The sequence below is a fragment of the Candidatus Nanosalina sp. VS9-1 genome, assembly GCF_047555085.1.
Taxonomy (GTDB): domain Archaea; phylum Nanohalarchaeota; class Nanosalinia; order Nanosalinales; family Nanosalinaceae; genus Nanosalina.
The window spans coordinates 104,708-128,701 of sequence record NZ_CP180230.1; the positions used below are offsets into that span (position 1 = coordinate 104,708).

Genomic DNA, 23,994 nt, shown 5'->3' on the forward strand with positions numbered 1-23,994 from the left:
TTACATGAAGCTGTTGAGGCCTGACTGGCGGGAGTTCAAGGCCTTTTCGAGATCATTGAGGCCTGAGCTAATTCTGTCCTCCGAGAAATCGTGTTCATCTACAAGTATCTTTTTTATCTTCTCTTTATCGAGTTCTCCGGAGCTGTAATCTACTTTTTCTACAGGAGGATTCTGGAAAAACTTTTTGATCTCGTATGGATCGTTTTCCGACTCCCACTCTACTTTGTCATCCTCCATAAGTTCGTCGAAACTTTCATACTTTCTCACAAGTTTCAATGCGGTCTTGGGGCCGATACCGTGGATACCGTCAGGATTGAAGTCTGTTCCCATCAGGACGCCCATCCAGATCAGTTTATCATGTGAGATCTCCAGTTGCTCCAGAACATCGTCCAGACGGATCAACTCGGTGGAAATCTCTTTTCTTCCGCCGCCGGAAGTCTTCCTCTTCTTCCGTGTAGTAAGATTTTTCACCATCCTGTCCGCGCCGAACAGCAGACAGTCCCAGTCCTGAGATCCTACAGCGAACACCTGACCTTCTTTCACCATGTAGGCCGCCTGGGCCTCTCCCTCACTCGAGGCCTGGACATAGGGAATCCCCATGGCATCAAGCAACTTTTTCGACTCCTTAATCATATCAGAAGTCAGCTTTGAGGACTGAGTGGCTTTAGAGTAGGCCTCTGAAATCTTTCCCTCCTCCTTCAATTTTTTCCATTCTTCCCGGGCCTCTTCACGCTTCTTCCTCCGCTTTGTAGTTTCTTTCTCCTTTAATTCTGGTGCCTCGCCGTCGAAGACGTAGACAGGCCTTATATTGTTCTCTAAAAGATTTATGTTGCGGTAGAAGAGGCCTGAAAGATGGGAGGTGATGTTTCCACTGGAGTCTTTGAGAGGTGTTCCGTCTCGCTGTCTTATAATCGAGAGGAACTGGTAAAGCGTATTCATCGCATCTATAGCTATCTCTTTATCGTTCAGATCCGCGAAATCGATTTCATCCCTCTCTACAAGATCTCCAAGATCTACTCCCATGGCAAAGAAGTTTTACCTCCTGAGATTTAAACAAGTACCATGGAGACAGAATCCATCTGCGAAAACTGCGGTGAAAGTCCTGCGGTAACTACATGTGAAGTCTGTGGATCAAAGATCTGCCGCCAGTGCAAAAGAGAGTACGGCTGCGAGGCCTGTAACGGCGGAGAAAGAACTTTTTCCTGATTCATGGATTTAGTCGATAATGAAGAATTGAATTAACAGAAAAAATCAAGGAAAAAATTTTAAGCCGAGTCTAAAGCTTGTCGAAGTGCTCCAGCTCGTAACTCTGAACGTTCTCAAGCTGCTCAAGCTTCTCCTCGACAGCATCAGTTCCTCCTTCCTCATCAGTTGTGATGCATGAAACCTTGACAGCCTTCAGACCGAAAGCAACTTCCTCCTCACCGATATCCTGAACATCAAGAAGATCCTTCAGCTGATCCTTGATCGATTCCAGATCGGTACTGTCATCTTCCGGACTGATCTTGTAAACACACGAAATCTTTCCCATTATTTTGTAACCTCTAGACAAAACTTGGAGAAGAAAAACTTAAAACGAAAACTGTTTTTGAGAAAAAACTTTTTCCCTCCAAGGCCTCTCCCAGAAAATACAGGATTAAAGCCCCAGAGCATTCTTAACTTTTCTGATGTACTTCTTCAGCATAACTATCACAGAAATTTTTTACAGGCCTCATGTTAAAAATTCTTCCCGAAAAATCCCTCCATTTTTTAAACCAAAAATCTGTAGCAAGACAGTAACAGGCCTCTCCAATCCACTTTACATCTCAAAAATTTTCTCCCAGTCTTCATAATTCATAACTCTGCGGGTTGAAACATTGTTCGAGGCCCGCATGGTCTAGTGGAAAGACGGCACCTTGCGGAGGTGCAGATCCAGGGTTCAAATCCCTGTGCGGGCGCTTTCAGCGTCCTCCTGGCATTTGATAAGAGAAGCTCCTGAGATGCGAGCTTCGGGTTCAAATCCCTGTGCGGGCGAACTGGGTACCACAGATTTACCAGAAATCTGCGACGCTGCATAGTTTTCAAGAATTCAGATATTCTCCGTAACGGATAAATGTGGAGGCCTGTAAATTTTTCCTGTGACTGAAGAAATCGAGATCGAGGCCTCTAGAGAAGTTTTTGAAGCGGAGCTGGCGGATTCTCTCCTGAAAAAGTCCTGGGGCCTTTCAATGCGTAAAGAAGGGAAGATGCTTTTCGTATTCGGCTTTGAGGAAAGGCCTCCGATCGATATGATGCTGGTGCAGAGGCCTCTGAATCTTTACTTCCTGGATGATGAGAAAAAAGTTGTTGATGTTCAGTACGCGGAGCCATGGAGTTTTGATCCACGTACATGGCGGATTTACAGGCCTTCAGTGGACTCGAGTTTTCTGCTTGAATCATTTGAGGATCTTGAACTGGAGGAAGGAGATCAACTGCGATTCGACGTTTAAAAGTATTTGAAGGTGTTTTTGTTCCATGGAATTCACAAAATTCTGTCCGCGATGTGGACGGGAGACAGACATGCTTTTCGGTAATGAGAAGAAGCTGTGTCCTGACTGCTATCCGGATAAAAACGATATTCTGGATATTCCACGTGAAGTGGAGTTCACAGTCTGTACAGTCTGTGGGCGGATGAGGAAAAGCGGGGAATGGATCGAGGAGTACTCTCTCCAGGATCAGCTTGCTGCCAAGTTCTCTGAGTTTGCAGAGGACGATGTCGAGATGGAGCTACAGTTCTGGGAGGATGAAGGCCTTAAAGTCCGTGTGCATGCTGAGAAAGGCCCTATACAGGATTTCTATGATACAGAAGTAAGTATAGAGGACGATCAGTGTCCTGACTGTTCCCGTTTTCAGGGGGGATTCTACAAGGTGAAGCTCCAGCTTAGAGGAGAGGAGCCTCTTGAGCCGGTGTCGAATGAGATTGTTGATATTGCGGCAGAGGCCACAAACGATTCCAGGAAGGATTTCCTCTCGAATATCGACAAAGTTGATCACGGATTCAACTTTTTCCTGTCAACTGAAAGAATTACGAAAAAAATTCTTACAATGCTGCGTGACGAGTACGATCCGGAGATCAAGAGAAGCTACGAGCTTATCGGAGAGGAAGGCGGAGAAGAAGTGTACAGAAACGTTGTATCAGTAAGGATGGATTAAAAAGCGTCGTGAAGACTGTCAGAGGCCTTTTCGTAGACTTCTTCAGGTATTTTTACAGGCCTGGATCCGTACTCTCCAGGTGTTCTGGTTGAAAAATTCATTTGTGCGCCGAGTCTTTCTGATGCTGTCTCGTAGTTCAGCAGGTATTCTACACGGACTTCGTCCTCGATTTCATCGTATACGCCCATTTTTATCCAGCGGTGCTCGTTTCTCCCGTTGGAGTCCGAGTTGTAAAGCGCTATGTGGTCTCCATCTTCTATGTTTTCGGCCTCTTGACGTGTCTGAGCCAGTCTGAACACTGTCTTCACGTCTTCTGGTATGTCCTCAAGTTTTCTGTGTATTTCCCCGGGCACACTAGGTTTTCGGATCTGTACCGTTAAATTTTCTTTGAAAAATGAGGCCTGTTGCAGAATCTGGGTTTAAAAAGCTGAGGAACGTTAAATGTTGTATGATGATTCAAAAAGAGTTTGAAGGTGGTTTTTAGTGCCTGAAGATGAAGAAGAGGGAATAGGACGTGTACGTGAACCTGAAGGAGATGAAGTACTTGGAATCGTTCTGAGAAAGGAAGGAGGAGGAAAGTACCGCGTATACTGTACAGACAACAACGAAAGAATATGCCGTATCCCTGGAAGCAAGAAGAGAGGCCTCTTCGTCAAGAGAGATTCTGTAGTGCTTGTCGATCCCTGGAAGATTCAGGGCGACGAGAAAGGCGATGTAGTACACAGCTACAGTAACGCAGAGACAAGATGGCTGGAAGACAGGGATTACCTGGACGAAATCAAGGAATTCCTCTAAAAATTACTTGAGCTATGAAAAGGCCTTACAGAGACCTGATTGCTGTACTGGCTCTTCTGACAGTTTCTCAACTACTTTCAGTACTTTTCAGCATATCAAATGCTCTTACTCTGACTGTAGGCCTTGCTTTTTCACTTTACTACCTCTTTGACAGAGATTATCTTGATAAGGAGGAGGCCTTGACTGCAGCTTTCGGATTCCTCGCCTCAACGGCGTTGTTCTCCGCTGTCAAAAAGTTCTTTGTACTGAATGATCTCTGTGCCGTTGCAAAGGCCTCTGGAGCTATAGAAGGCTCAGCTAACGTTTTCTCTCAGGGAGGAGTCTGCAAAGGCGTTTTCCAGACATGGATATCCACTTTTGCAATGGATCCGTTCTACAATATCTTTTTCTGGCTGGTCGCAGTTGCTGGATCTGTCCTGGCGGTGCTGGTCTACAGGAAGTACGGTGAATAAGTTATGCCTGAAGATATATACCGTCATGACTATGAGAAGGAGAAAGCACGTCAGATGTTCGATTCTTCGGAAGCCAGGAAGGCCTTCGAGAACGTGCTCGATCATGACACGTTGATGGCGTTGATCAAGCTGGAGGAACGTGAAGTACTGGAGAGGATGTACGGAACTATAGAATCAGGTAAAGAATCTGTCGTTTTCCTTGCTGATACTCCTGAAGAGGAACGTGTTCTAGTGAAAATTTACATGAATCGTGCAGGAGGCTTCAGAGATATGCATAACTATCTCAGAGGGGATAAAAGATTTCGAAACGTTAAGAGCGATCGCAAGAGCGTTATAACAGAGTGGTGCAAGAAAGAGTACAAGAACCTGAAGAAGGCCTCTAATGTTCTCAGATGTCCTGAAGCAATAGCTTTTCAGGAAAATATTCTTGTCATGGAGTTTATAGGAAAAGATTTTTCGGCATATCCAAAGCTGAAGGAAGTGGAGATCGAGAATCCTGAGGAAGGCCTTGAACACGTCCTGAAGGATATAGAGTCTCTCTGGAATGAAGAAAAGCTTGTTCACGGCGATCTTTCAGAGTACAATATTCTTGTTGAAAGGGATTCTCTGGCGTGGATAGATTTCTCCCAGGGAGTTCACAGGACGCATCCGGAGGCCCTGAATCTTCTGAAGCGTGACGTGGATAACGTTGTCGAATTTTTCAATGGGCAGGGTGCTGACATGAGTAAGGATGAGGCCTTGAAACGTATTATTTCGGAGGAAGAGGCGGCTGAAGCCGGATTTAACCTATAAAAAGGTTGGCGGGGATTTGTATATTAAGAGCAGATGAAACAGGTCAGGATTCCGGATGAGAGAGTAGGTGTCCTTATTGGTGAGGGCGGTGAAACGAAGAGAGAGTTCGAGGATTTGACAGATTGCAGTTTAACTATTGAGGATAATCTTGTGAAGGTTGATGGCGAGGTCCTGGATGAGATGAAGGCTCAGGAGGTCGTCAAGGCTATCGGCCGAGGTTTCAGTCCTGAGAGAGCTTTTCATCTGCTTGAGAAGGATAAGATGCTTTACCTGATTGATATAGGAGATTTTGCAGATACAAGTAATGCTGAGGAGCGTTTGAAGGGTAGAGTAATCGGTAGAGATGGTGAGACGCGTCGACATATCGAGAAGCAGACTGAGACTGATATCAGTGTTTATGGCGGTACTGTTGCTATTATAGGTAAAGGCCGTAATGTTGAGGTTTCACGTGAAGCGATCAGGATGCTTCTCAAGGGGTCAAGTCACTCTACTGCATACAATTATCTTGAGAAAAATCAGGGTAAGATTGAGCAATGAGTTTTTCCAGAAGTTTTGAGGTGTAAAGATAGATGGCAAATGGAATTGAAGAACCAGTACAGGAAGAATCCGACCACAGAGAGATCTCAGTAGCAGAGTTTTTCGAGAAGAACAAGCACCTGCTGGGATTCGAGAATGCACAAAAATCTATAATAACAGTAATTAAGGAGGCCGTTGACAACTCTCTGGATGCTTGTGAGGAAGATGCTATACTTCCGGAGATACAGGTCCTTATCGATGATCTTGGCGACGATAAATGCCGTGTCGAGATCAGGGACAATGCTATAGGCCTCGACAGGGAGACTATTCCGAAGGTATTCGGTAAGCTGCTTTACGGATCAAAGTTCCACAAGCTTCAGCAGAGCCGTGGACAGCAGGGAATCGGTATCTCCGCTTCTGCGATGTACGCTCAGTTGACTACAGGAGAGCCTGTAACTGTTTACTCGAAGCAGAAAGGTGAGCCGTGTCACAGATTTGTTGTAAGAATTGATACTGAGAAGAACGAGCCGGAGATTCTTGAAGATGAGATTGTTGATCCGGAAAGCGATGAGTTCCCTGGAGACAAGGATTACTACTTCGATCATGGAACAACTATCGAGATGAACATCGAGGCCAAGTACACGAAAGGCCACCACTCCGTCCGCAACTACCTCAAGCATACGGCGATCATGAATCCGTACGCAAGAGTAGTTCTACGGGAGCCAAGCGGCAACAAGATCGAGTATCCGCGTGTCTCAAAGGAGCTCCCGGAGCCTCCGAAGGAGATCAAGCCTCATCCGCATGGAGTGGAGCTTGGAGTCATGCTGCGTATGATAGACAACAGCGACTCCCGTACAATCAGCAGCTTTCTTCAGAGCGAGTTCACACGTGTCGGAAGAACTTCTGCAGAGGAGATCTGTGAAGAGGCCGATATAGATGATGGGAGAAGGCCTAACACATTAAGTAAAGATGAAGTAGAGCAGATTCTTAATGCCGCACAGCGTGTAAAGCTTCAGAATCCTCCTACAGACTGTCTTTCTCCTCTTGGAGAGGATCTGATGCTTAAAGGCCTGGAGAAAGAGTTGAATCCAGAGTTCACAGAGACTATCACTCGTAAGCCAAGTGTTTATCAGGGGAATCCTTTCCAGGTGGAAGTTGGACTTGCATGGGGAGGAGATATTGAAGATGAAGGAAGCTTTGAAGAACTAAGATACGCTAACAAGGTGCCGCTTCTTTACAAGAAATCGGCCTGTGTGACTACAAAAGCTATAGAAGATGTTTCCTGGAACCGCTATAACATCAGCCAGACAGGTAACAGGCCTCAAGGCCCGCTTTACATCTCAATTCACATTGCATCGGTTTGGGTGCCGTTTACTTCAGAAGGTAAGGAGGCTGTTGCCAACTACGATCCTATCCGGAAGGAGATGAAGCTGGCATTACAGGAAGCAGGTAGAAAGCTTGGAAAGTATCTCAAGAGGAAAGAGAGAAGAGAAATCCAGGAGAAGAAGAAGAGACAGCTCACATCCTATGCAAAGGAGATGGGGCCTGCTATTGCGCAGCTAGCCGGTGAAGGTGATGCTGAGGAAATCGAAGATGAGATCCAGGCGATGGTTCAGAGGGACTACAATCCGGAGCAGCTTTAAGAGGTGAAACATTAACATGCCAAAGAAAGATCTAGCAAATGACGAAGATACCCTTGACAGGCTAGTCCGTCTTGGGAAAAAACTTAGAAACCAGCTTAACGATCCAGAGAGCGACAATTTGACTATTGACACCAAGGTACGTTCAAAGTCAAATGTCGAGTACGATGAGGAGGAAGGAAGACTTTCTCTCGGTGACAGCTACTCCACAAGAAAGTTCCTGAACATTTCTCACGCCAGAAAGTTCATGCAGACCACGCTGGTCGCTAACAAGGCCAAGGAACTTGTAGAAAACGGTAGAACGGCTTCCATCCGAGAAGTATACTACCAGCTCAAGCACAGTGTTCCAGGCCTCGACGAGAACACTTTTGAGGATCAGGACGAGTCCAACAACGTTGTTGTCGACATCGAGACAGCGACAGGAGCAATCCGTGAAGATCTGCACCTTTTTGCAGAGCCTAAAGGACGACTGTTCGGACCAATCAAGATCAACGACTCTGGCGACACGATCGATGCAATGAGCATGGGAAGCGCCGGAATGGCAATTCCATCCATCGTCGACCACCTGGAGTTCGAGGAAAACAACGCAGACTTCATCCTCGTAGTCGAGACATCTGCGATGGTCAACAGACTCGTGGAGGAAGATTTCCACGAGGAACACAACGCTATAATCATTGGAACAGGAGGACAGCCAGCACGTGGAGCAAGACGACTCATCAACATGATGCACAACGAACTGGACCTACCGGTATACGTCTTCACTGACGGCGACCCATGGGGATACTACATCTACTCAGTCCTCAAATCCGGATCAATGAGCCTCGCATTCCAGTCCGATAGACTTGCAACACCGGACGCAAAGCTCATCGGTATGACAATGGAAGATATCGAGGCCTACGGGCTTGAACACGTAACAGAAGACCTGAAAGGAAAGCCAGAGGACTCCGGCGGACCTACAAAAGACTACAAGCGTATCCACGACGTCATGGACTACGAGTGGATGCAGAAAGAGGAATGGCAGAAACAGCTTGAACTCATGCTTGACAAAGGAGTCAGAGTCGAGCAGCAGGCCCTGGCAGCCAACTCACTTGAGTTCGTGGCAAACCAGTACCTGCCTGAAAAGATCGAAAACGAGACATTCCTCGATTAAAAAATTCCTGGAGGCCTGAAAAAAGGCCTCTCAACTTTTCTCTTCATTTTTTCCTATACAAATTTTTTCTTTTCGTTCTCGATCTAACAGATACGGATGATTTTAAAGGCCTCCGGACTGAGAAAATTTTCCATGGATGATCAGAAAATCTTTCTACTGTCCGCAGCAGCATCTATAATCCTGCTCGGTGCAGCTTTCCACGTATTTACAGATGAAGATTCTGGATTCGTGCAGGAAAACAAAATTGATCTGGATGTGAAAGACGTGGAGCTGATCTCGGCCTCGAAAAGCGTAGCATACGGCAAAGGATACAGCTTGGACGCTTCTCTGAGTCTCTCACAGGCCTCTGATCCAGTAGTTGTACGCTACAGAACGATGCGTGGAACAGCAGCAGGCGGAGCACAGGCATTATTCGACTACAGTTTCCTCGATCCTGGCGAGGAGATAGATGTGAGGCTTGAACAGAATCGCGAAGAAAATCAAAGCAATCAGACAGTGAAGATTTCCTATATTCCTGTCGAAAAAGGCCTTGAAAATATAGATGAAGAGGACTATAGGGTCTTTAATTCGCCTCAGAATTATCCGGAGTACGTTAAAGGCAACAGTACGGAGATGAGTTTCTCTTTCGATCCGGAAAACTACGATATTCCGGCTTCTACTCAGGAAACATCTGAAGGCGGTGAAAATAGATTTACCGACTATCTTTCAAACTTTGATTTCACAGTTGAGAAAAACGGATACTTTATACACAGAAAGTCGATGGGCAATGATACGATCGCCAATCTTACCGTGACTCTCGGCGAGGAGGCCTCTGAAGCAGCTGTGATCGATTATGTGGTATGCACAGAATGTTCCCCACAGAGGACGGAGAAAGTAATCCAGCCTGGCGAAAGCAAAAATATCATGTACGAGTACAACTTGAAGAATCAATCGGACTCAATCTCAAACAATCATAGAATCAGATACGTACCGGTCAGCGAAGTACCGGAAGAGGAACTTGGAAATCCACTGGCAATGGAACTGGAAAGTTACGCAGAGGACTCTTTGATAGGTGAAAAAGAAATCCCCCTTCCAGGACAGCAACAATTGAAAAATGAAAACGTGACTACAGTAACTGAAGCACCGACACCCACAAGATTCTAGCCTGATTTTGACTATTATCCTGTCAAGATAAGGCCTACTGTTTAAAAAATTCTCGCCCCACCACTATATCACAGGCCTCCAACAAAAGGCCCAGGTAGCTCAGCAGGTAGAGCGCCACGCTGTTAACGTGGTGGTCGCAGGTTCGAGCCCTGCCCTGGGCGAACTTTTTTCGCCTCTAAAAATTTTTTACACGTATTCTTTATCCAGGCCTTCAAGAATTTTATCCGCACGTTCTCTGATGCCATGTCTTTCGACGAATTCTTCATATGAATCAATGTCCATATGTTGTGTGCCGAAGGCTTCTCTACTGGCTTCTCCCATATCATACACTACTACATCTTCTCTTCCTGTGTCGTAGCCGAGGCCTGTATGCGGTGGATTGACGATGTCTTCAGGCCTTTCATCATATGATACTTCTCCTTCGAAAAAGAGATTTGCCAGCTGTACTCCTCTTTTCCTGAAAAGGCCTTCAAGTGCGTCTTCGCCGTGTCTTTCGTTGAACATTTCCCTGTGTTCATCTGTAACGTCTCCGTATTCGACAAGATCTTCGTTGAAAGGCCCTATTAAGGCTGGAGTAAGGCGACCTCGGTGCTGTGAGATCATCACATCGTAGTCTGTCGCTACAGGAATATCGTTGTGCTGGAGAGTTTTGTTAGTATTTTTCCATATCAAGGCCTGTTCAACGGCGGCCTGAGGGCTTCCAAAAAGTTTAGGGCTAGGAATCTGTACAAGCGTATCTGTCTCAAGGCCTCTGTAAGTATCCTTCATCGCTCCGTTCACGACCTGAACTAGTTCGCCTTGAACTCCGTCCAGTTCACGTCTTCGAAGCTTCAAAGAGATATCTTTCTGGCCGACAGCATCCATAACTTGGCCGTACTCTTCCATCAACATCCTTGCTGCACGTTGCATCTGCCACTCTTCATCAGAATCATCTGGATCGCGTTCAAACAGGAACTCTCTGAACAGCTCAGGCTCTATAGGATGCTTGGCGTAGCGAACTCCGGCTTCCTTTGCTGTAGCTGCCTCTGAAATTATCGTTTCCTTATCCTGTGCGTCCAGCAGCTCCCGGAAATAACTCCATTCCAGCTCCAGAGACTCATCCATAAATGAGTATAGAACAGAAACAGATTTAATTGTTATCGTTTAGTAGTTACATATGGAGGATGAAAATGTCTACAGGCCTTCTGATTTCGCCCTTGAAACTGTAGCCGAGGAGAACGATTTCGATCCAGAGGCCTATAAAGTCGACAGCGCCACTCCATACGCTGAAGTAAGCGATACAGGTATCAGTATGGACGGCTACGAAGAACTGATCGATCTCGCAGTTCAGAAGTTAGAGGGCGCTGATTACATAGACGCTGTGCATCTTTCCGCTACAGGCCTCAGAGACTCGATAGAGACAAGCGGACTCGTCCCAAAAAGTCTGGGAGCTGAAGGATCTGGCACATGGCCTCCAAGCCACAGAGACAAAGTCTACTTTACGGGAGAAGATACAGATAATCACACTCCGTTGGTCTTCGAAAATTCCTGGGCTTCAGCACCTGTAAGAAGTTTTGGAGGAAGGCCTATGAAGGTACACGCACTCCTAGATGCGGATAATGTTCTTTCCGACGATAACAATAAAGATAGTGTAGAAAGGATTGTCAGATCTCTCATGAACGGTGCATTTGCACATCAAGGCCCTGTAACGCCGGGAAAAGAGCAGGGATCTACAGAGTCTCACATCTATGAACTAGAAGCGATGGATGAGCCTGCTCTCTTGCCTCTGGAAAAAAGATGGGGAGGAAAAAGATACGAATATGGAGAGACAGGATTCTGGCCTTCTGGCTGGGAAGAATTCTCAGAAGAAGAGCAAAGAGAACTGGAAGAGCTCAACGAAGCTCTAGGAGAGGCCTGGGAAGAAAATCACCAGAGAACTCTCGGTGACTCCTGGAGATAAAAATTATTACTTTATCTGCTTCAACTCGCCCAAAATTTCTTCAGCATCATTGAAATCTACGGTGTTCCGCTGATTTAACAGCTCGAGATTTTCCGAGCTGAAAAGGCCTGGAAGCGGACTAATCCTGAGGCCTAGAGAAGCAAAACTTTCAACGAACGGAACTCTGTAACATTTCCGGCCTCTCGACGCGTAAATCCTTTTCGCCAGCTCTCCAAGACTCATCTCCTCCGGGCCTGCTACTTCAAGAGTTTCTCCATCGAAATCTTCTACGCTTCTTGTCAGAAGCTCCGTGAAATCTTCGATGTGGATCGGCTGCATCTCTGTACTGAAATCGGGGAAAAATCTTGTCCTCGAGGCCTTTCCGATCATCTCCAGAAGCTTGTTTCCTCTGCCGAAGACTGTTGAAGGCCTGAAAACAGTATAGTTTTTCGAAAGATTCTTGACTAAATCCTCGGCCTCTTTCTTCGTCCTGAAGTAGCTGTGATCAACTTTATCGGCGCCCAGAGCACTGATGTAGACGAATTTTTCTGTTTCAACAGCTTTCAGAAGATTTCTCGTACCTTCTACATGCACCTTTCTGTACTTTTTCGCTGAATGCATTCCCGGTGCGAGGCCTACAGTGTGGAAGACGACATCGAACTCGTCTTCGATCGAGAAATTTTCCGTGATATCCTGTTCAAAAGTAGCTTTGTCCCTGTCCAGAGTCTTTACAGTATGTTCCTCTCTCAAGGCCTCGACAAGATTTCTTCCGATAAATCCATTGCCGGCGACGAGAATATTCATGTAAAAAACGTTAGAGGCCTCCAAAGTTAAATCAGAGATGATTTTTCAGACAGTTATCTTCAGATCCACGGCTCCGAAATCCGTCTCCAGCTTGTGATCGGAGAAGCTGAGGAACTCGTATTCTTCCAGTACATCATAGTTGTCCTTAACTGCGTTGATGGCAGCCAGCTCTGTCTCATCTGGCTCACCTTCAAGATCCAGATCCCACAGCTGCAGGCGATCATGATAGTTCTCCGTCTTCAACATAAGATCCTCCACGGAATCAAGGCCTTGTACGGGAACGGCTTCGAGCAACTTCTCCCATTCACTCTTTTTCTCTCTTAACTCAAGCGCATAGGAAAAGGCCTCGACTATCGCCTTCTCCCTGTAAGAAGACTCATCGGCTTCTCTGGCCTCTTCAGCATAGGCCTGGAAATCCAGCAAAAGCTCGTAACTATCGGTGATCAGTTCTGAAAACTCCTGATAGATTTCCTCATCGTACTGTTCCATGGAATCACTCAGGACTGTATTTTTTGAAGGCCTCAGCTACAAGCAGCGGGAACACTAGTGTGGCCTCTGCCTCGATCTGAGTGTAGTTATTTGTCTCCTCCTTGATCTTTCCCCATGAAACAGCTTCTTTAGGCGGAGCTCCAGATAGACTTCCGTCTCCTTCCATTCCTGTGGAGATGTATACAGCGTAATCGGTGCCGCCTCTAAAGAGATTCGACATGATTGCCTGGTGCTTAGGCACGCCGTCGCCGACCGCTATGATGGCGGTCTTGTCTGCTTCGATCGCCTCGTTGATTAGACTGTCCCAGTCATCAAGGATCTCGATGCCGATATCCTCGTCTTGCTCCTGTCTGTAGTAAAACATGAAGTCTCCGATCTCTGCGTCGATCATCGCAGGACAGTAAACATTGATGTCGTTGTTCGCTGCGTGGTAGATGAAGGAATCTGATTCATCAAGATCCTCATCTTTTCCGACGGCCTCTCCAAGTTCGTAAGCCAGGTCTGAAGGAGTTCTTATTTTTTCGTCTGAGAAAAAGTCCTGGAAAAATCCGTCGTTCAGCCAGGATTCAAGCCAGACATAGTGATCGGACTCGACGTAGATATTTCCTAGCCGATTGATTCCTTCCTCTCTTAATTTTGCCTCGTCGGCCTCCCATTCACCCATCTGGAAATCATCGTTAGTCTTGATAACATCCTCGGTGTGAGAACCGGCGGAAGTGATCATAACATCAACGTAATCTTTTCTCGCGAGATAGGCGATGACTTCTCTGAGGCCTGAACTGATGATATTTGAAGTGAACGTCAGGAAAATTTTCGCGTCCTCATCCCGCATCTCTTTTACAAGATCGATCGCTTCTTTCATGTGAGTGGCCTGGAAACCTGTTGTAGAGTATTTTTCCAGCATCTCCGTCATATCAAAATCGCCGCGGAAATCGTAACCCTCCACGTCTTCACCGGTAAATTTTTTCTTCGTTCCAGGAATCACATGCTCTCTGGTATCTGAGGCCTCTTTTTCTTCACTCATGGAGAAAAAATTGTATACAAAATTTTTTATCGATCACAGGAGAGGCCTCAAAAATTTTCACGGAGAGATATCTATCCAGTCCTTCACGTGGAATACGTAGACTGGCAGCGATACAAGCAGGCAGAAAAACAGTGCTGCGCGTAACTCAAGAGTGGAGAAAAGGCCTAGCAATGGATTGAAGTCGAAAGGCATGAACGGCTGCATGTATGGGTGGTGGAAAGCATCGATCGTCACATGCAGGAATGCTCCTGAGAATGCTGCCAGGAAGATGTTCTTCTTCGAAATTTCCTGTACAATCTTCATCTCCCGTAGTTCTTCGTCGATCAGAGGCCTTGCATAGATCATTACAGCTCCGAGTAGTATTGCCATCAGGGTCGCCCCGAGATAGGTATGCACCCAGCCGTGTCTTGGTGGAGGCCAGAATCCGAGGAAGACCAGTGCGGCCCGCCAGTCGATCATCACGTTCGCCGCCACGAAAGTAGGGAAATCCAGCTTCTTCAAAAGCAAGAGGCCTAAAAGTATTCCAGGCCCGAAGTGGAAAGGTGTGAACGGCATAACTTATGTTTCAATTTTTTGCTGAAAAATTTTTGTACGGGATATTTTTATCACGCTGGAAGCCTATTTTTCTGTTAACATGTTTCAGAGGTGTTTGTACTGGCTCAGATAGGTGTCCTGAAGCTGAGAACAGGTTCTGGTATCGAAGAAGTCCCTGTTTTCGATACTTCTGATGTTTCACAGGATTTTCTACGTGTTCAGACGGCTGCAGGTACAGGAGCTCTCGCACTTGTCGATCCGGAACAGGCAGATATACCTGAGCTACGTGTGATGACTTCATCCGGAGTCAGATCGGTGAAAAAGTCCCTTTCATCGTACGAGTTCTACGATGGCTTCGAGGCCTCAAGTGTAGACAGTTCCTGGAGTACAGAGGAGATGACAGGTCAGACAAGTTATGAAGTTTCCAGTAACAGAGCTTTCAGCGGCTCACAGTCCGTAAGGATCTACATGGACGATGATGAAATGTCGGGAGATGATGAAAATGCTGCTCTGAGGCGTTACTTCGATCAGCCGCGTGAAAGAAGGTTCAGTGTCATGGTCTATGATGAAGGAACTTCGGAACAGTGGATAGCCTCTGTAAGCAACAGCAACGTCAGCAGCGGCCTACAGGCCCTGGAGTGGGGGCAGTCCTCGGATTATACGTACAGGGATGGAGGCAGCTTCAACAGCACCGGTAAATCCAGGACCACAGGATGGAGAAAGTTCGAGTTCGTGGCTGATGGAACGGAGACAAGATTCCTCATTGATGGGGACGTAGTTCATACCTCAACTGCTTATGGAACTTTCGACAGCATAACTATAGGATCTTTCTGGGGAGTCAATGACTGGGGGTACTACGACGATGTCAAGGTAGAAAGACTGTAGCACGCCGCAAAATTTTTCATTCTCAAGATTTTATATTCGAGGATTCACTAAGAATTCTGTATGGGTATCCTTCCTTCGGTTTTCGGAAGTTCGGGAAATTCAGGAAACAATGACGTTGAGAAGAAGTCAAGGACAAACTCAACTCCAGGTACTGTAGATGGTTCTAAATCAAATGAACTGAGAAGTATAATGAGTGGAGACAACATCGATATGACGGATCGAGATGTAAAGCTGAGTGCCGATCATACTTCAAGCCACCTCAACGTTGCAAAGTCCCCGCTACTGGAAAGGATGAATCACGCAGTCGGTAAAGTGGAAAGAGAAAAAAGCACTATTGTTAACAAACTTCCAGCGTCAGAAGCCGATAAAATGGGTAGAGAACTACAGGCAGCTGAAGACGACTCCGCTCAAATCGTTAAAGCAGACATCAATCCACATGAAAAAATGGTTGTCAGCGGAGAAGTCCTCAATGAGGCCTCTGAAGCTATAAAAGAAAGAGTCAAGAAGATGTTCGAGCTAAAGGCTGAAATCGGAGATAGAGATGAGGATGAAATAAGAGAAGATATGAAAGAACTCTGGAGAGATGTTTACAGGCTTGTAGATCAAAATATGCAGGCCTACTACTTTATACATGATAAAGCAGCCAATGAATCACGCGAAGTACAGGCCTTCACTGTAGATGCTGCAAATGTTTTCAGGAATACTGTTAAAGTCTGGAGCAAGCTTAACAGAGATGCTGCTGGAGAGATTCAGTCCCTGAAGAAGTGGAGGATGAAGAGAGTCAACTTTGATTCCGGGAACGATACGATTTTCCAGCAGTTTTTCGCCTGAAAGAGGCCTCAAGTTAAGAAGATTCACTGGAAAATCTTATTTTCATGCAGGATGCCGCGGTGCTGACTCATCCACACGATACATATGGAGTTGATACAGGGAAGATACAGAGATTTCTTGAGAACTCTGATTTTGACGCCGTGTACTACATATCAGACAACGAAGGATTTCTGCAGGAGCCCTGGAGAACCGGCGCTATGGAGACAGAACGAGAATGCCTTTTGCCGACAGGATTCGAAAAAGGATTTTACGAGAGAGGCCTTGAAGAAACAGGATCCGGAGAACTTGAATCTCACGAAGTAGATTTTCTGGATGAACGATACGATGAAGTCTACGTTCTCGGTGCCAGAAGAGGAATCTGCGTGGAAAACACTTATGCCAGTCTGGAAGAAGGTTTTGAAGGAGAGATCAGGAGGATCGACGAGATGATCTTCCCGAAGTAATTTGATTCTTAAAACTCACCTATAAAATCATCTATACGAAACCGGGTTTCCGGTTTCCTGATTCGGGAACTCTCTGAGTTCCATTCAAGGCCGAATAGCTCAGCCTGGGAGAGCGCGTGACTGAAGATCACGTTGTCCCCGGTTCAAATCCGGGTTCGGCCAAATATCCTGCTACTGGATTATCAGGTGTCTGAAAAATTTTGATACAATCTTTCCTCAGTGCTGCAGATAAAACTGATATACAGGTCCTGTCGGAATCTGATCTGGAACAGGCCCGGCGCAGAGGAGACTTTGAAAGGCCTCTGTTCTTCTACGAGACTGATTCCCGTGTAGAAGTCTACGAAAGCAATCCCCGGCTTGGAGAAATTTTACATCCGTTCAATTCAACTCACGACTACTTTCTGCGTGTCGATCCAAGTTACACACACGAGGCCTATTTCTCCGCTACAGAACAGGATCTCAAAGAGATCACGGATACACTTTCATCTATCGTGGAGAACTCCGATGAGGCCTACATGAAGATCGTACAGGATTTCTGACAAAAATTTTACCACGGATCGTGTTCGAAGCCGTGATCCTCAGCTCTCTCAATCATATCGTCTTCATCAGCGTTCTGGACCGGCTCCATCTGCCAGTCCTCGAAGTCATCATTCATCTTCTTGACAGCTTCGGCCTCAGCCTCACTCATTATTGAAACATTCGCTGTTTCATCGTTGTACAGCTCGATTATCCAGTAGTTGTCTTCCTCCCCCATTGTCGGTACCTCGTATCAATCTTTGAAGACAGCCAGTTTTATTAGTTCACATCTCCTCCAGAGCTTCGATGCCCAGAAGATCAAGCCCGGTGTCGGTGACATCTACAAAGGCCTCTACAAGTTTCAGACGCCGCAACATGTCTTCCTCATCGGCATCAAGTACTGGAGAGCTGTGATAGAAGCTGTTGAACTCTTCACACAGCGCTGATAGATAGTTCGCAACCTTGGCAGGCTCACGCTCCTCTGCAGCGTTCTCGATCTTCTCCGGAACCTCGGAGATCTTTCTCAGAAGCCTGTACTCTTCTTCAGTGAACTCTCCTTTCACTTCACCGTCTTCAGAGGCCTTCCGGAGGATGCTTTTCGCACGAGTATTCGAGTACTGCAGGTAAGGCCCTGAATCGCCTTCAAAAGTCAGTACTTCATCCCATGAGAACTCTATATCCTTTGAACGTGAAACGGAAAGATTTGCGTACTTTACAGCTCCCAGGCCTACTGCTTCACTGTTGCCGACGGAGCGTCCCTCGATCTCAGAGGCCTTTTCTACTGCTTTATCGATCACATCGTCTAACTTGATTATATTTCCTTTACTGGAGCTCATGGAGCCTTCTTCCAGATGCAGCATTCCATAGGAGACATGTTCGCTCGGAAGATCTATTCCGAATTCTTCAGCGATCTCGAAAAGCTGCTGGAAGTGCAGATTCTGTTCGTTCGCAACTATGTAGAGATTCTGATCGAATCCTTCGCGTTCACGCTTCCGGATATTCGCTATATCACGTGAAAGATACAGAGTCGATCCATCGCTACGCTTCACGATAGTGCTTGGATATTTTTCGTCCTCGAACTCCACGTAGACTGATCCATCGTTGTCTCTCTCGAAAATTCCTTTCTCGAGGCCTTCTTCGATTATCTCTTGGGCCTCTTCGGCTACTACAGATTCTCCTGTCCAGCGATCGAACTCTATATCCATGCGTTCGTAGTCTTCTTTGTTGTACTCGATCGTAGCTTCTCTGAACATCTTCCAGAGCTCGACGGCTTCTTCATCACCGTCTTCAATCTTTTTGGACCATTCACGGGCCTTTTCCTTATCTTCTTCGTCGGCTTCGTCGTGAAGCCTGACGTAAAGTTTGTACATGTGCTCCATAGGGTTTTCATCGAACTCTTCCCGGGAGCCCCATTTTTTGAACGCGTAGATCACCTGTCCGTGTTTCGTACCCCAGTCGCCGATGTAGTTCTCTGAAGTAACGTCGTAGCCGACGAAACGCATAATACGCTGGAGGGAATCACCTAGACAGTTGTTGCGCAGGTGGCCGATATGCATAGGCTTCGCAAGATTTGGACATGAAAACTCTACAAGAATTTTGTCGTCTTTATCTTGGAAACCGAATTTCTCTGATTCTACAGTATCGAAAACCTCTTGTGCGAAAAAATCGCTGTCCAGATGGAAATTCAGATACCCTGGGCCTGCGACATCGACTTTCTCCACGAAGTCCATGTCTTCAAGCTCTCCTGAAACTTCTTCAGCGAGGCCTCGAGGATTTTCACCAAGCTCAGAGGCCGCCTTCATCACAGGATAGGCGAAGTCTCCGTGCTCCGGTTCAGGCCTCTCAATATCTTTAACTGAAACTTCTGCACCGATTTTCTCCGTTATCTCCGAGGCCAGCCTCTGCTTGATACTCTTCATAGAAAACCTGTTACCTGTCAAGTTTCAAAACTGTTGCCAAAAATCCCCGGAGGCCTCAAAGATCTTTCAGTGCAAGGTAGACTCCGTTAGTCCATCCGAACCCGACCTGATTACTGTACTCACCGTCCTTCACATCCTCGCCAGGATTCACGACGTTGTATTTTTCCAGCATCACTCCTTCACTGCGGAAAACATTTTCACACGTTTCGATCCACCGGGAACGAATCTTCTCCGCCAGCTCCTCTTCCCCGTACCGCATGAGGCCTTTCACAGCCATGTACTGCAGCGGTGGCCAGCCATTCGGACTATCCCACTGCTGGCCTTCACTCAGAGTAGTTTTCAGGCCTCCGTCCTCCAGGAATTTTTCCTTCAGGGTGTCTGCTACCTTCTCTGCCTGTTTCTGGCTTGCAAGGCCAAAGTAAAGCGGAAAAACTCCAGCAATGGTCCAGCTATCGGAATTTTCGCCAGTTGAAGTATCGTAGTCGAAGTAAAAGTTTCTCTCATCGCTCCAGAAAAACCTGTCAAAACTTTCCTTCCTTCTATCCGCTCTATTCTGGAACTCTTCTGCTTTCTCCTCCCGGCCTTTCAGCCGGTACCACTCCGCAAGCTGGCTCTCCATGCCGTACAGTATAGAGTTAAGATCTACAGCTGCAAAATCGGTAGTATGTATATCTTCCAGGCCTTCTCCTTTTATCCAGCGAGTACTGAAATCCCAGCCTGATTCACAGGCTGCACGGACATCCCTGAAAAGTTCAGATTCTCTTGAAGATTTTTCGCCGATTAAAGAGTCTTCACGGAAGGATTCAGGCCTTGGAACTTCGCTGCTGCTCCAGTAACGATTCAGATCTGATCCTTCAACCTGTATACAGTGTTCAGTCTCCATCCAGAACCTGTATTCTTTCTCGAGATCCTCTGTAAATTTTGAGGCCTCTTTGAAATCTTTCACCTGTTCAAGTACTTTCAGCGTCTCTCCGAAGAAAGGTGGCTGCGAACGGTCGAGGTAGTAGGTACGGTTCCCGTTTGGTATAAAGCCGTATCTCTCGATCAGATCCGCAAAATTTTCCACAGTGTCCTGGATGCTTTCATCCAGATTTGAGGCCTTGAGCCCGAGCACTGTGAAGTATGAATCCCAGTAGTAAGTCTCCCTGAAACGTCCTCCGGGAACGAGAAAAGGATTCTCCAGGCCTATGAATGTTCCTTCATCTTCTTTTTTCTTCCTTGTAAGGTTCTTCCATGTTCTCTGAATGTAATCTTCGATTTCAAGGCCTTCTGTGTTGTTTAAAGTTTTCTCTGATGGTAATCGGAAGTTTTCACGTATGAATTTATCTGTTATCTCTTCGGGAGCATCTTCAGCTATTTTTTCCGGTTCTCTGAGAGGTATGGAGTCAACAAAAGTCTTTGAATCGTTGAAAATCTCTGATTTCTGTACTTTCCTCATCAGTTCGCTGTCGGTGAGAAGTTCTTGATCTTTCACGTAAACTTATGGGGGTCTCTGATTTTAATCCGTTGCTTCGGAGACCAGTAGCGAAAGTATCTTCCTGGCGTTTTCGACCGTCACTTTTTCTCTATCCAGTGAAGGTGCGACCTCAACAATGTCGGAATAACGTGGACTCGTCTTTTCTATCACTTTCTCGACCTCCTGTACAGACAGCTGGCCATCAGGATAACCGGTGCCAGGAGCCTCACTTTCTTCCAGGACATCGATGTCAACGCTTAGATAGCAGGCCTCTCCAGAACTCCATTCATCCAGGAACAGGTCTACCTCTTCAGGCCTGTAAATCTGTATGTCGTGTTCGTCCAGAAATTTTTCCTCGTCGTGATCCGTCCTTGTGACTCCGACGAAGACTATTTCTTCAGGCCTGAAAATTTCTTTCTCTACAAGTTCACGTACCACGACGTCGTGGGACACATGGCCATCAACTTTCTCCTTAAGATCAAGATGAGAATCCAGCCACACAAGCTTCATATCCGGAAATTTTTCCTTCAAGGCCTCCAGTACAGGGAAAGTTACGGAATGATCGCCGCCGATAGAGACCAGAGGCCTCCCATAGTCGAGAATATCTTCTGTGTTGCTGGAAATCCTGTCGTGAGTTTTTTCAAGTGAGAATTCGTCCGGAAAGATTTCAGATACAAATATCTGCTCATCGAACTCCATGCTTTCCAGAATCTCCTCTGGAGCATTCAGTGTCCCCTTCCTCGGATTTCTGTGGATGCCCATGTCGCTGGATAGTTTCTGTATCAAGGCCTCTGCGTCTTCAGGCGTGTTTGTTTTCATTTCTGGATCATCCTCTTCCATTCCATGTTTTCATCAATTTCGAAAGTTGTCTTCCGGAAATCACTCATAAAATCTTCTACAAGCTTCTGCTTCTGATCTTCATCAGTGTACCATTCTTCCGCGATCATCCGGATACCGTTCACGATGTACTGATGGTACGGCTCACTTCGTGTTCGTTCAGTATCTTTGTTGACTTCTTCGACCTCTTCATCGGCGACGTACACTTTGACCTTATCGGGGATCTCTACACCTTTCTCACTCAATTTTTCTTCCGGTATGTAACTCTCGATTTCATCTCTTTTCTTCTCAACTGTCCTGTAGCCTTCCTCAGTTTCCGAGATCTTATCCACCTGATTTTTATCCAGTGGAAAAATCACGACGCCGTTGATGAATTCATCCTTTGAGGCCTCTTCGGCAACAAGCATATTCCCGGAGTCGTAAACTTCCAGAGAGTAGCTTCGCTTCAATCCATATATCTTCGCAGGCACCATGTGCAGATCGGAAGCCTTCCATTTCTCTACAGGCCTTTCACTCATGTAGTAATTCAGGAACTCCTTTGAGGCCCCTCCGTTCTCACGTAACTCATCGATGCGGCTTCTCAGCTCTTCATCAAATCTTCCAAGCACTGACATCGGAAGTATCAGGCTTCCATATCCGAACAAGGCCTCCATAGATACACAGGTGAGCTCTAAAGTTTAAAGAATAATTCAGTTTGATTGAGAAAAATCTTTGTGGAGATGTTACGGACCCGGGGGGATTTGAACCCTCGACCTACCGGTGTCTTCCAGAGGCCTCCTGAAAAACGTTCAGAAGATGTTTCTGGTAGAAGCCGGTTGCTCTGTCCAAGCTGAGCTACGGGCCCGTGATTATCTGTAACCAGTAGCTGGCGTTAAATAATACCTGTATGAACTATAAGTTCGAGTGCTGAGATCAGGACTCCTGACATGATAACTGTCTTGGGATCTATCTCAAATCCTGAGTCGGCGTCAAAATACTGCACTAGGCCTCCCTGTGAGGATGGAAGTGCTCCGCCCTGCTGCTGGTTCTGTGCCATAATACTTAACACGTGGTTAAATTCAAAAAAGGTGACTTTCTATGAGAGGCCTCCTGGAAAAAACTGTCTTGTAGCGAAAGGAAGAGTTAGTTCTTCCTGGGAGATGGTAGTAAGCCTGATTCTGTTGCTGTGACTGCATTTAACTTGGCGAACTCTGGGAGCTTTCCTTTGTTTAGAACTCCATGAGTTCGCACTTGCACGCGTCTCTGGCGCTTGCATCGTGTGTCCTGCCCCGTTTCAACGATCCCTCTTTCGTCTTTGATCAGGAGCTTGAGACATGAAAGCCGTTTCAAGGCCTTCGAAATGTCATCTGTAAACTTTGCTCCATCATCCCTCGGAAAGGGACGTGTCGTTTCTGCTGCAGGTTTCAGACGGTTTATCCCCTGATTAAAGAGGTTTCAACGCGTCTGGTGAGACCTTCCGGCCCACGGACTTGCGTCCGCCACACCGAAAACCGTCTTACGACAGTTTTCTCACAACTCCATCCCTTGCGGAACAGAGCGGATGTCAGGACTTTCCTCACTCACCCTTTCCCGCTGTTAAGCAGTTCTTGAAAAGGCCTGAGGCCTTCGGGCAGCGATTTCAGTCAAACCATCTTCCAGGAAGAACATTCTCCCTGACGTTATAGACAAGACTTAAAGCAGAAAATTTTTAAATCAGAGCTTCAGCTACCGATAGCTATGTCTCCGTTAACAGGCCTGAAACGTGCTCCTGAAACAAGTCTAGGCCTCTCAGTATCGATAAAGAAGCTGCCCTGCCACAGGCCTGAAATCTCTGTAGAATTAGTTATATTGATGTGGGCCTGACCATTGAGAGAGTTCAGCTCGGCTTTGGAAGTGGACTGAAATATGGAGTTAACATTGTAAGTATCCGGTTCAAGATCATTAGTCTCATTCATTATACATTCATTGTTGAGGCCTCTCGCATTGCAGAAGCCAGGATCGTATTCGGAAAGATTTTGTATCTCTGAATCTGACAGGACACGGTTGTAGACTCTTGTTTCATCTATAACTCCGTTGAAATCTCCAGGTGAACCGTAACTGTCTGTTTCACTACCGAGCTCTGGACTGGCCAGAGAAGGCTTAGATGTAAGATACAGGTTGTTTGAGGCCTTCTTGGTTCCGTTTATGAACACTTCATGAGGGCCATCGCTGTTGTATTTCCCGGTGACTACTACATGGTGCCAGGCCTCTCCAAAATTCTCGTTCACAGTTATCTGCATATCATCATCTTCACTGTCTTCCATGTACCACTGCATCTGACTGGACTGTGCACTGACGTAGAAGTATCGAGGATCATTACTCATGTCGTAAAGACTACCACCCCAGTCACTTCCCTCGGGCTTGAACCATAGAGAAATAGTGAAACCGCCGTTGTTTATCCTATCAGGTATATCAACACGATCATCAACTCCATCAAAACTCAAGGCCTCTCCGAATTTTCCTTGAGTCCAGGACGCTCCACTTATACTCCCGGTGTTCGAATTTCCCGAACTATCTTTTGCTGTGTCTCCTGATCCGGAGTCGAACTTCCAGTAGGCCTCTAATCCCTGATTAAGTGCAGCGAGGCCTGTTGAGGAGAGTAGTAATGCAGCCAGTAATAGGCCTGTGATTTTTGTCTTGTTCACGTATAGAAGTTGTCTA

At 46.4% G+C, this 23,994-nt stretch carries 30 protein-coding genes and 4 tRNA genes; 18 read left to right on the plus strand and 16 right to left on the minus strand.

The genetic code is table 11. The annotated features are described in order from the left end of the window. Positions 1-1,023 (minus strand): flap endonuclease-1, encoded by a 1,023-nt coding sequence (gene fen, locus ACK3SF_RS00600; RefSeq protein ID WP_414837892.1) that lies wholly within the window; start codon positions 1,021-1,023, stop codon positions 1-3. Positions 1,024-1,062: 39 nt separating this feature from the next. Between fen and ACK3SF_RS00605 the strand changes: the two genes are divergently transcribed. Next, positions 1,063-1,206: a B-box zinc finger protein gene (locus tag ACK3SF_RS00605; protein WP_414837893.1), complete on the plus strand. Its 144-nt coding sequence runs from the start codon at positions 1,063-1,065 to the stop codon at positions 1,204-1,206. Positions 1,207-1,276: 70 nt separating this feature from the next. Here ACK3SF_RS00605 and ACK3SF_RS00610 read toward each other — a convergent pair whose 3' ends face one another. After that, positions 1,277-1,531 (minus strand): elongation factor 1-beta, encoded by a 255-nt coding sequence (locus ACK3SF_RS00610; RefSeq protein ID WP_414837894.1) that lies wholly within the window; start codon positions 1,529-1,531, stop codon positions 1,277-1,279. 334 nt (positions 1,532-1,865) lie between these two features. Between ACK3SF_RS00610 and ACK3SF_RS00615 the strand changes: the two genes are divergently transcribed. From ACK3SF_RS00615 to ACK3SF_RS00625, 3 genes are all read left to right on the plus strand, one after another. Next, positions 1,866-1,937: transfer RNA gene (locus ACK3SF_RS00615), tRNA-Arg, on the plus strand. A 180-nt stretch (positions 1,938-2,117) separates the two neighbouring features. Then, the gene (locus tag ACK3SF_RS00620; RefSeq protein ID WP_414837895.1) at positions 2,118-2,468 is read left to right on the plus strand and encodes a DUF192 domain-containing protein; all 351 of its coding nucleotides are present in this window, start codon (positions 2,118-2,120) and stop codon (positions 2,466-2,468) included. Between the two features lie 25 nt (positions 2,469-2,493). Continuing rightward, positions 2,494-3,171: an NMD3-related protein gene (locus ACK3SF_RS00625; RefSeq protein WP_414837896.1), complete on the plus strand. Its 678-nt coding sequence runs from the start codon at positions 2,494-2,496 to the stop codon at positions 3,169-3,171. Here the strand turns inward: ACK3SF_RS00625 and ACK3SF_RS00630 are convergent. Next, complete coding sequence (locus ACK3SF_RS00630) at positions 3,168-3,524, minus strand: hypothetical protein (protein WP_414837897.1); 357 nt, start codon at positions 3,522-3,524, stop codon at positions 3,168-3,170. The two genes, ACK3SF_RS00625 and ACK3SF_RS00630, sit on opposite strands and share 4 nt — an antisense overlap. A gap of 130 nt (positions 3,525-3,654) precedes the next feature. On the opposite strand from ACK3SF_RS00630, the gene ACK3SF_RS00635 reads away from it, so the two are divergent. The 8 genes from ACK3SF_RS00635 to ACK3SF_RS00670 all read left to right on the plus strand — a co-directional run bounded on the left by ACK3SF_RS00635 (position 3,655) and on the right by ACK3SF_RS00670 (position 9,820). Further along, a complete protein-coding gene (locus tag ACK3SF_RS00635) occupies positions 3,655-3,966 on the plus strand; it encodes a translation initiation factor IF-1A (RefSeq protein ID WP_414837898.1) in 312 nt (103 codons plus the stop codon). A gap of 14 nt (positions 3,967-3,980) precedes the next feature. Further along, complete coding sequence (locus ACK3SF_RS00640) at positions 3,981-4,418, plus strand: hypothetical protein (protein WP_414837899.1); 438 nt, start codon at positions 3,981-3,983, stop codon at positions 4,416-4,418. Between the two features lie 3 nt (positions 4,419-4,421). Then, positions 4,422-5,210 (plus strand): serine protein kinase RIO, encoded by a 789-nt coding sequence (locus ACK3SF_RS00645; RefSeq protein ID WP_414837900.1) that lies wholly within the window; start codon positions 4,422-4,424, stop codon positions 5,208-5,210. Positions 5,211-5,243: 33 nt separating this feature from the next. Further along, positions 5,244-5,747, plus strand: coding sequence for a KH domain-containing protein (locus ACK3SF_RS00650; protein ID WP_414837901.1), 504 nt, complete (start codon positions 5,244-5,246; stop codon positions 5,745-5,747). Positions 5,748-5,779: 32 nt separating this feature from the next. Next, positions 5,780-7,369, plus strand: a complete 1,590-nt coding sequence (locus tag ACK3SF_RS00655; RefSeq protein ID WP_414837902.1) for a DNA topoisomerase VI subunit B — start codon at positions 5,780-5,782, stop codon at positions 7,367-7,369. Positions 7,370-7,385: 16 nt separating this feature from the next. Further along, positions 7,386-8,516 (plus strand): DNA topoisomerase IV subunit A, encoded by a 1,131-nt coding sequence (locus ACK3SF_RS00660; RefSeq protein WP_414837903.1) that lies wholly within the window; start codon positions 7,386-7,388, stop codon positions 8,514-8,516. A 132-nt stretch (positions 8,517-8,648) separates the two neighbouring features. Next, on the plus strand, positions 8,649-9,659 hold the full coding sequence (locus ACK3SF_RS00665) for a hypothetical protein (protein ID WP_414837904.1): 1,011 nt from the start codon (positions 8,649-8,651) through the stop codon (positions 9,657-9,659). Positions 9,660-9,747: 88 nt separating this feature from the next. Next, positions 9,748-9,820, plus strand: a tRNA-Asn gene (locus ACK3SF_RS00670). 25 nt (positions 9,821-9,845) lie between these two features. Here the strand turns inward: ACK3SF_RS00670 and ACK3SF_RS00675 are convergent. After that, positions 9,846-10,763 (minus strand): hypothetical protein, encoded by a 918-nt coding sequence (locus ACK3SF_RS00675; protein ID WP_414837905.1) that lies wholly within the window; start codon positions 10,761-10,763, stop codon positions 9,846-9,848. A 52-nt stretch (positions 10,764-10,815) separates the two neighbouring features. Between ACK3SF_RS00675 and ACK3SF_RS00680 the strand changes: the two genes are divergently transcribed. Continuing rightward, positions 10,816-11,598 (plus strand): hypothetical protein, encoded by a 783-nt coding sequence (locus ACK3SF_RS00680; RefSeq protein ID WP_414837906.1) that lies wholly within the window; start codon positions 10,816-10,818, stop codon positions 11,596-11,598. Between the two features lie 6 nt (positions 11,599-11,604). Here ACK3SF_RS00680 and ACK3SF_RS00685 read toward each other — a convergent pair whose 3' ends face one another. The 4 genes from ACK3SF_RS00685 to ACK3SF_RS00700 are packed head-to-tail and all read right to left on the minus strand — an operon-like array spanning position 11,605 to position 14,449. Continuing rightward, a complete protein-coding gene (locus tag ACK3SF_RS00685) occupies positions 11,605-12,381 on the minus strand; it encodes an NAD-dependent epimerase/dehydratase family protein (protein WP_414837907.1) in 777 nt (258 codons plus the stop codon). Between the two features lie 45 nt (positions 12,382-12,426). Next, positions 12,427-12,870, minus strand: coding sequence for a hypothetical protein (locus ACK3SF_RS00690; protein WP_414837908.1), 444 nt, complete (start codon positions 12,868-12,870; stop codon positions 12,427-12,429). A 4-nt stretch (positions 12,871-12,874) separates the two neighbouring features. After that, the gene (locus tag ACK3SF_RS00695) at positions 12,875-13,894 is read right to left on the minus strand and encodes a deoxyhypusine synthase (protein ID WP_414837909.1); all 1,020 of its coding nucleotides are present in this window, start codon (positions 13,892-13,894) and stop codon (positions 12,875-12,877) included. 57 nt (positions 13,895-13,951) lie between these two features. Beyond that, positions 13,952-14,449, minus strand: a complete 498-nt coding sequence (locus tag ACK3SF_RS00700; protein WP_414837910.1) for a hypothetical protein — start codon at positions 14,447-14,449, stop codon at positions 13,952-13,954. A 90-nt stretch (positions 14,450-14,539) separates the two neighbouring features. Here ACK3SF_RS00700 and ACK3SF_RS00705 point away from each other — a divergent pair, with 90 nt between their 5' ends. The 5 genes from ACK3SF_RS00705 to ACK3SF_RS00725 all read left to right on the plus strand — a co-directional run bounded on the left by ACK3SF_RS00705 (position 14,540) and on the right by ACK3SF_RS00725 (position 17,126). Next, entirely contained in the window at positions 14,540-15,313 is a 774-nt protein-coding gene (locus ACK3SF_RS00705; protein ID WP_414837911.1) for a hypothetical protein, read from the plus strand. A gap of 60 nt (positions 15,314-15,373) precedes the next feature. Continuing rightward, positions 15,374-16,144: a hypothetical protein gene (locus ACK3SF_RS00710; protein ID WP_414837912.1), complete on the plus strand. Its 771-nt coding sequence runs from the start codon at positions 15,374-15,376 to the stop codon at positions 16,142-16,144. Between the two features lie 44 nt (positions 16,145-16,188). Further along, positions 16,189-16,587, plus strand: coding sequence for a hypothetical protein (locus ACK3SF_RS00715; RefSeq protein WP_414837913.1), 399 nt, complete (start codon positions 16,189-16,191; stop codon positions 16,585-16,587). An 88-nt stretch (positions 16,588-16,675) separates the two neighbouring features. Next, positions 16,676-16,749 (plus strand) — tRNA-Phe (locus tag ACK3SF_RS00720). A 38-nt stretch (positions 16,750-16,787) separates the two neighbouring features. Then, complete coding sequence (locus ACK3SF_RS00725) at positions 16,788-17,126, plus strand: hypothetical protein (protein WP_414837914.1); 339 nt, start codon at positions 16,788-16,790, stop codon at positions 17,124-17,126. A gap of 8 nt (positions 17,127-17,134) precedes the next feature. Here the strand turns inward: ACK3SF_RS00725 and ACK3SF_RS00730 are convergent, their stop codons facing one another. The 8 genes from ACK3SF_RS00730 to ACK3SF_RS00765 all read right to left on the minus strand — a co-directional run bounded on the left by ACK3SF_RS00730 (position 17,135) and on the right by ACK3SF_RS00765 (position 23,978). After that, positions 17,135-17,341: a hypothetical protein gene (locus tag ACK3SF_RS00730; protein ID WP_414837915.1), complete on the minus strand. Its 207-nt coding sequence runs from the start codon at positions 17,339-17,341 to the stop codon at positions 17,135-17,137. A gap of 46 nt (positions 17,342-17,387) precedes the next feature. Continuing rightward, positions 17,388-19,022 carry an arginine--tRNA ligase gene (gene argS / locus ACK3SF_RS00735; RefSeq protein WP_414837916.1) on the minus strand — a complete coding sequence of 545 codons (1,635 nt, stop codon included), beginning with the start codon at positions 19,020-19,022 and terminating at the stop codon, positions 17,388-17,390. A gap of 55 nt (positions 19,023-19,077) precedes the next feature. Continuing rightward, a complete protein-coding gene (locus ACK3SF_RS00740; RefSeq protein ID WP_414837917.1) occupies positions 19,078-20,496 on the minus strand; it encodes a trehalase family glycosidase in 1,419 nt (472 codons plus the stop codon). A gap of 24 nt (positions 20,497-20,520) precedes the next feature. Continuing rightward, complete coding sequence (locus ACK3SF_RS00745) at positions 20,521-21,318, minus strand: arginase family protein (protein WP_414837918.1); 798 nt, start codon at positions 21,316-21,318, stop codon at positions 20,521-20,523. After that, on the minus strand, positions 21,294-21,968 hold the full coding sequence (locus ACK3SF_RS00750) for a hypothetical protein (protein ID WP_414837919.1): 675 nt from the start codon (positions 21,966-21,968) through the stop codon (positions 21,294-21,296). The genes ACK3SF_RS00745 and ACK3SF_RS00750 overlap by 25 nt, the downstream gene beginning before the upstream one ends. Positions 21,969-22,040: 72 nt before the next feature. Then, positions 22,041-22,159: transfer RNA gene (locus ACK3SF_RS00755), tRNA-Arg, on the minus strand. A gap of 27 nt (positions 22,160-22,186) precedes the next feature. Next, the gene (locus tag ACK3SF_RS00760) at positions 22,187-22,351 is read right to left on the minus strand and encodes a preprotein translocase subunit Sec61beta (protein ID WP_414837920.1); all 165 of its coding nucleotides are present in this window, start codon (positions 22,349-22,351) and stop codon (positions 22,187-22,189) included. A 664-nt stretch (positions 22,352-23,015) separates the two neighbouring features. Beyond that, positions 23,016-23,978, minus strand: a complete 963-nt coding sequence (locus tag ACK3SF_RS00765) for a LamG domain-containing protein (protein ID WP_414837921.1) — start codon at positions 23,976-23,978, stop codon at positions 23,016-23,018. Positions 23,979-23,994 lie beyond the last annotated feature (16 nt).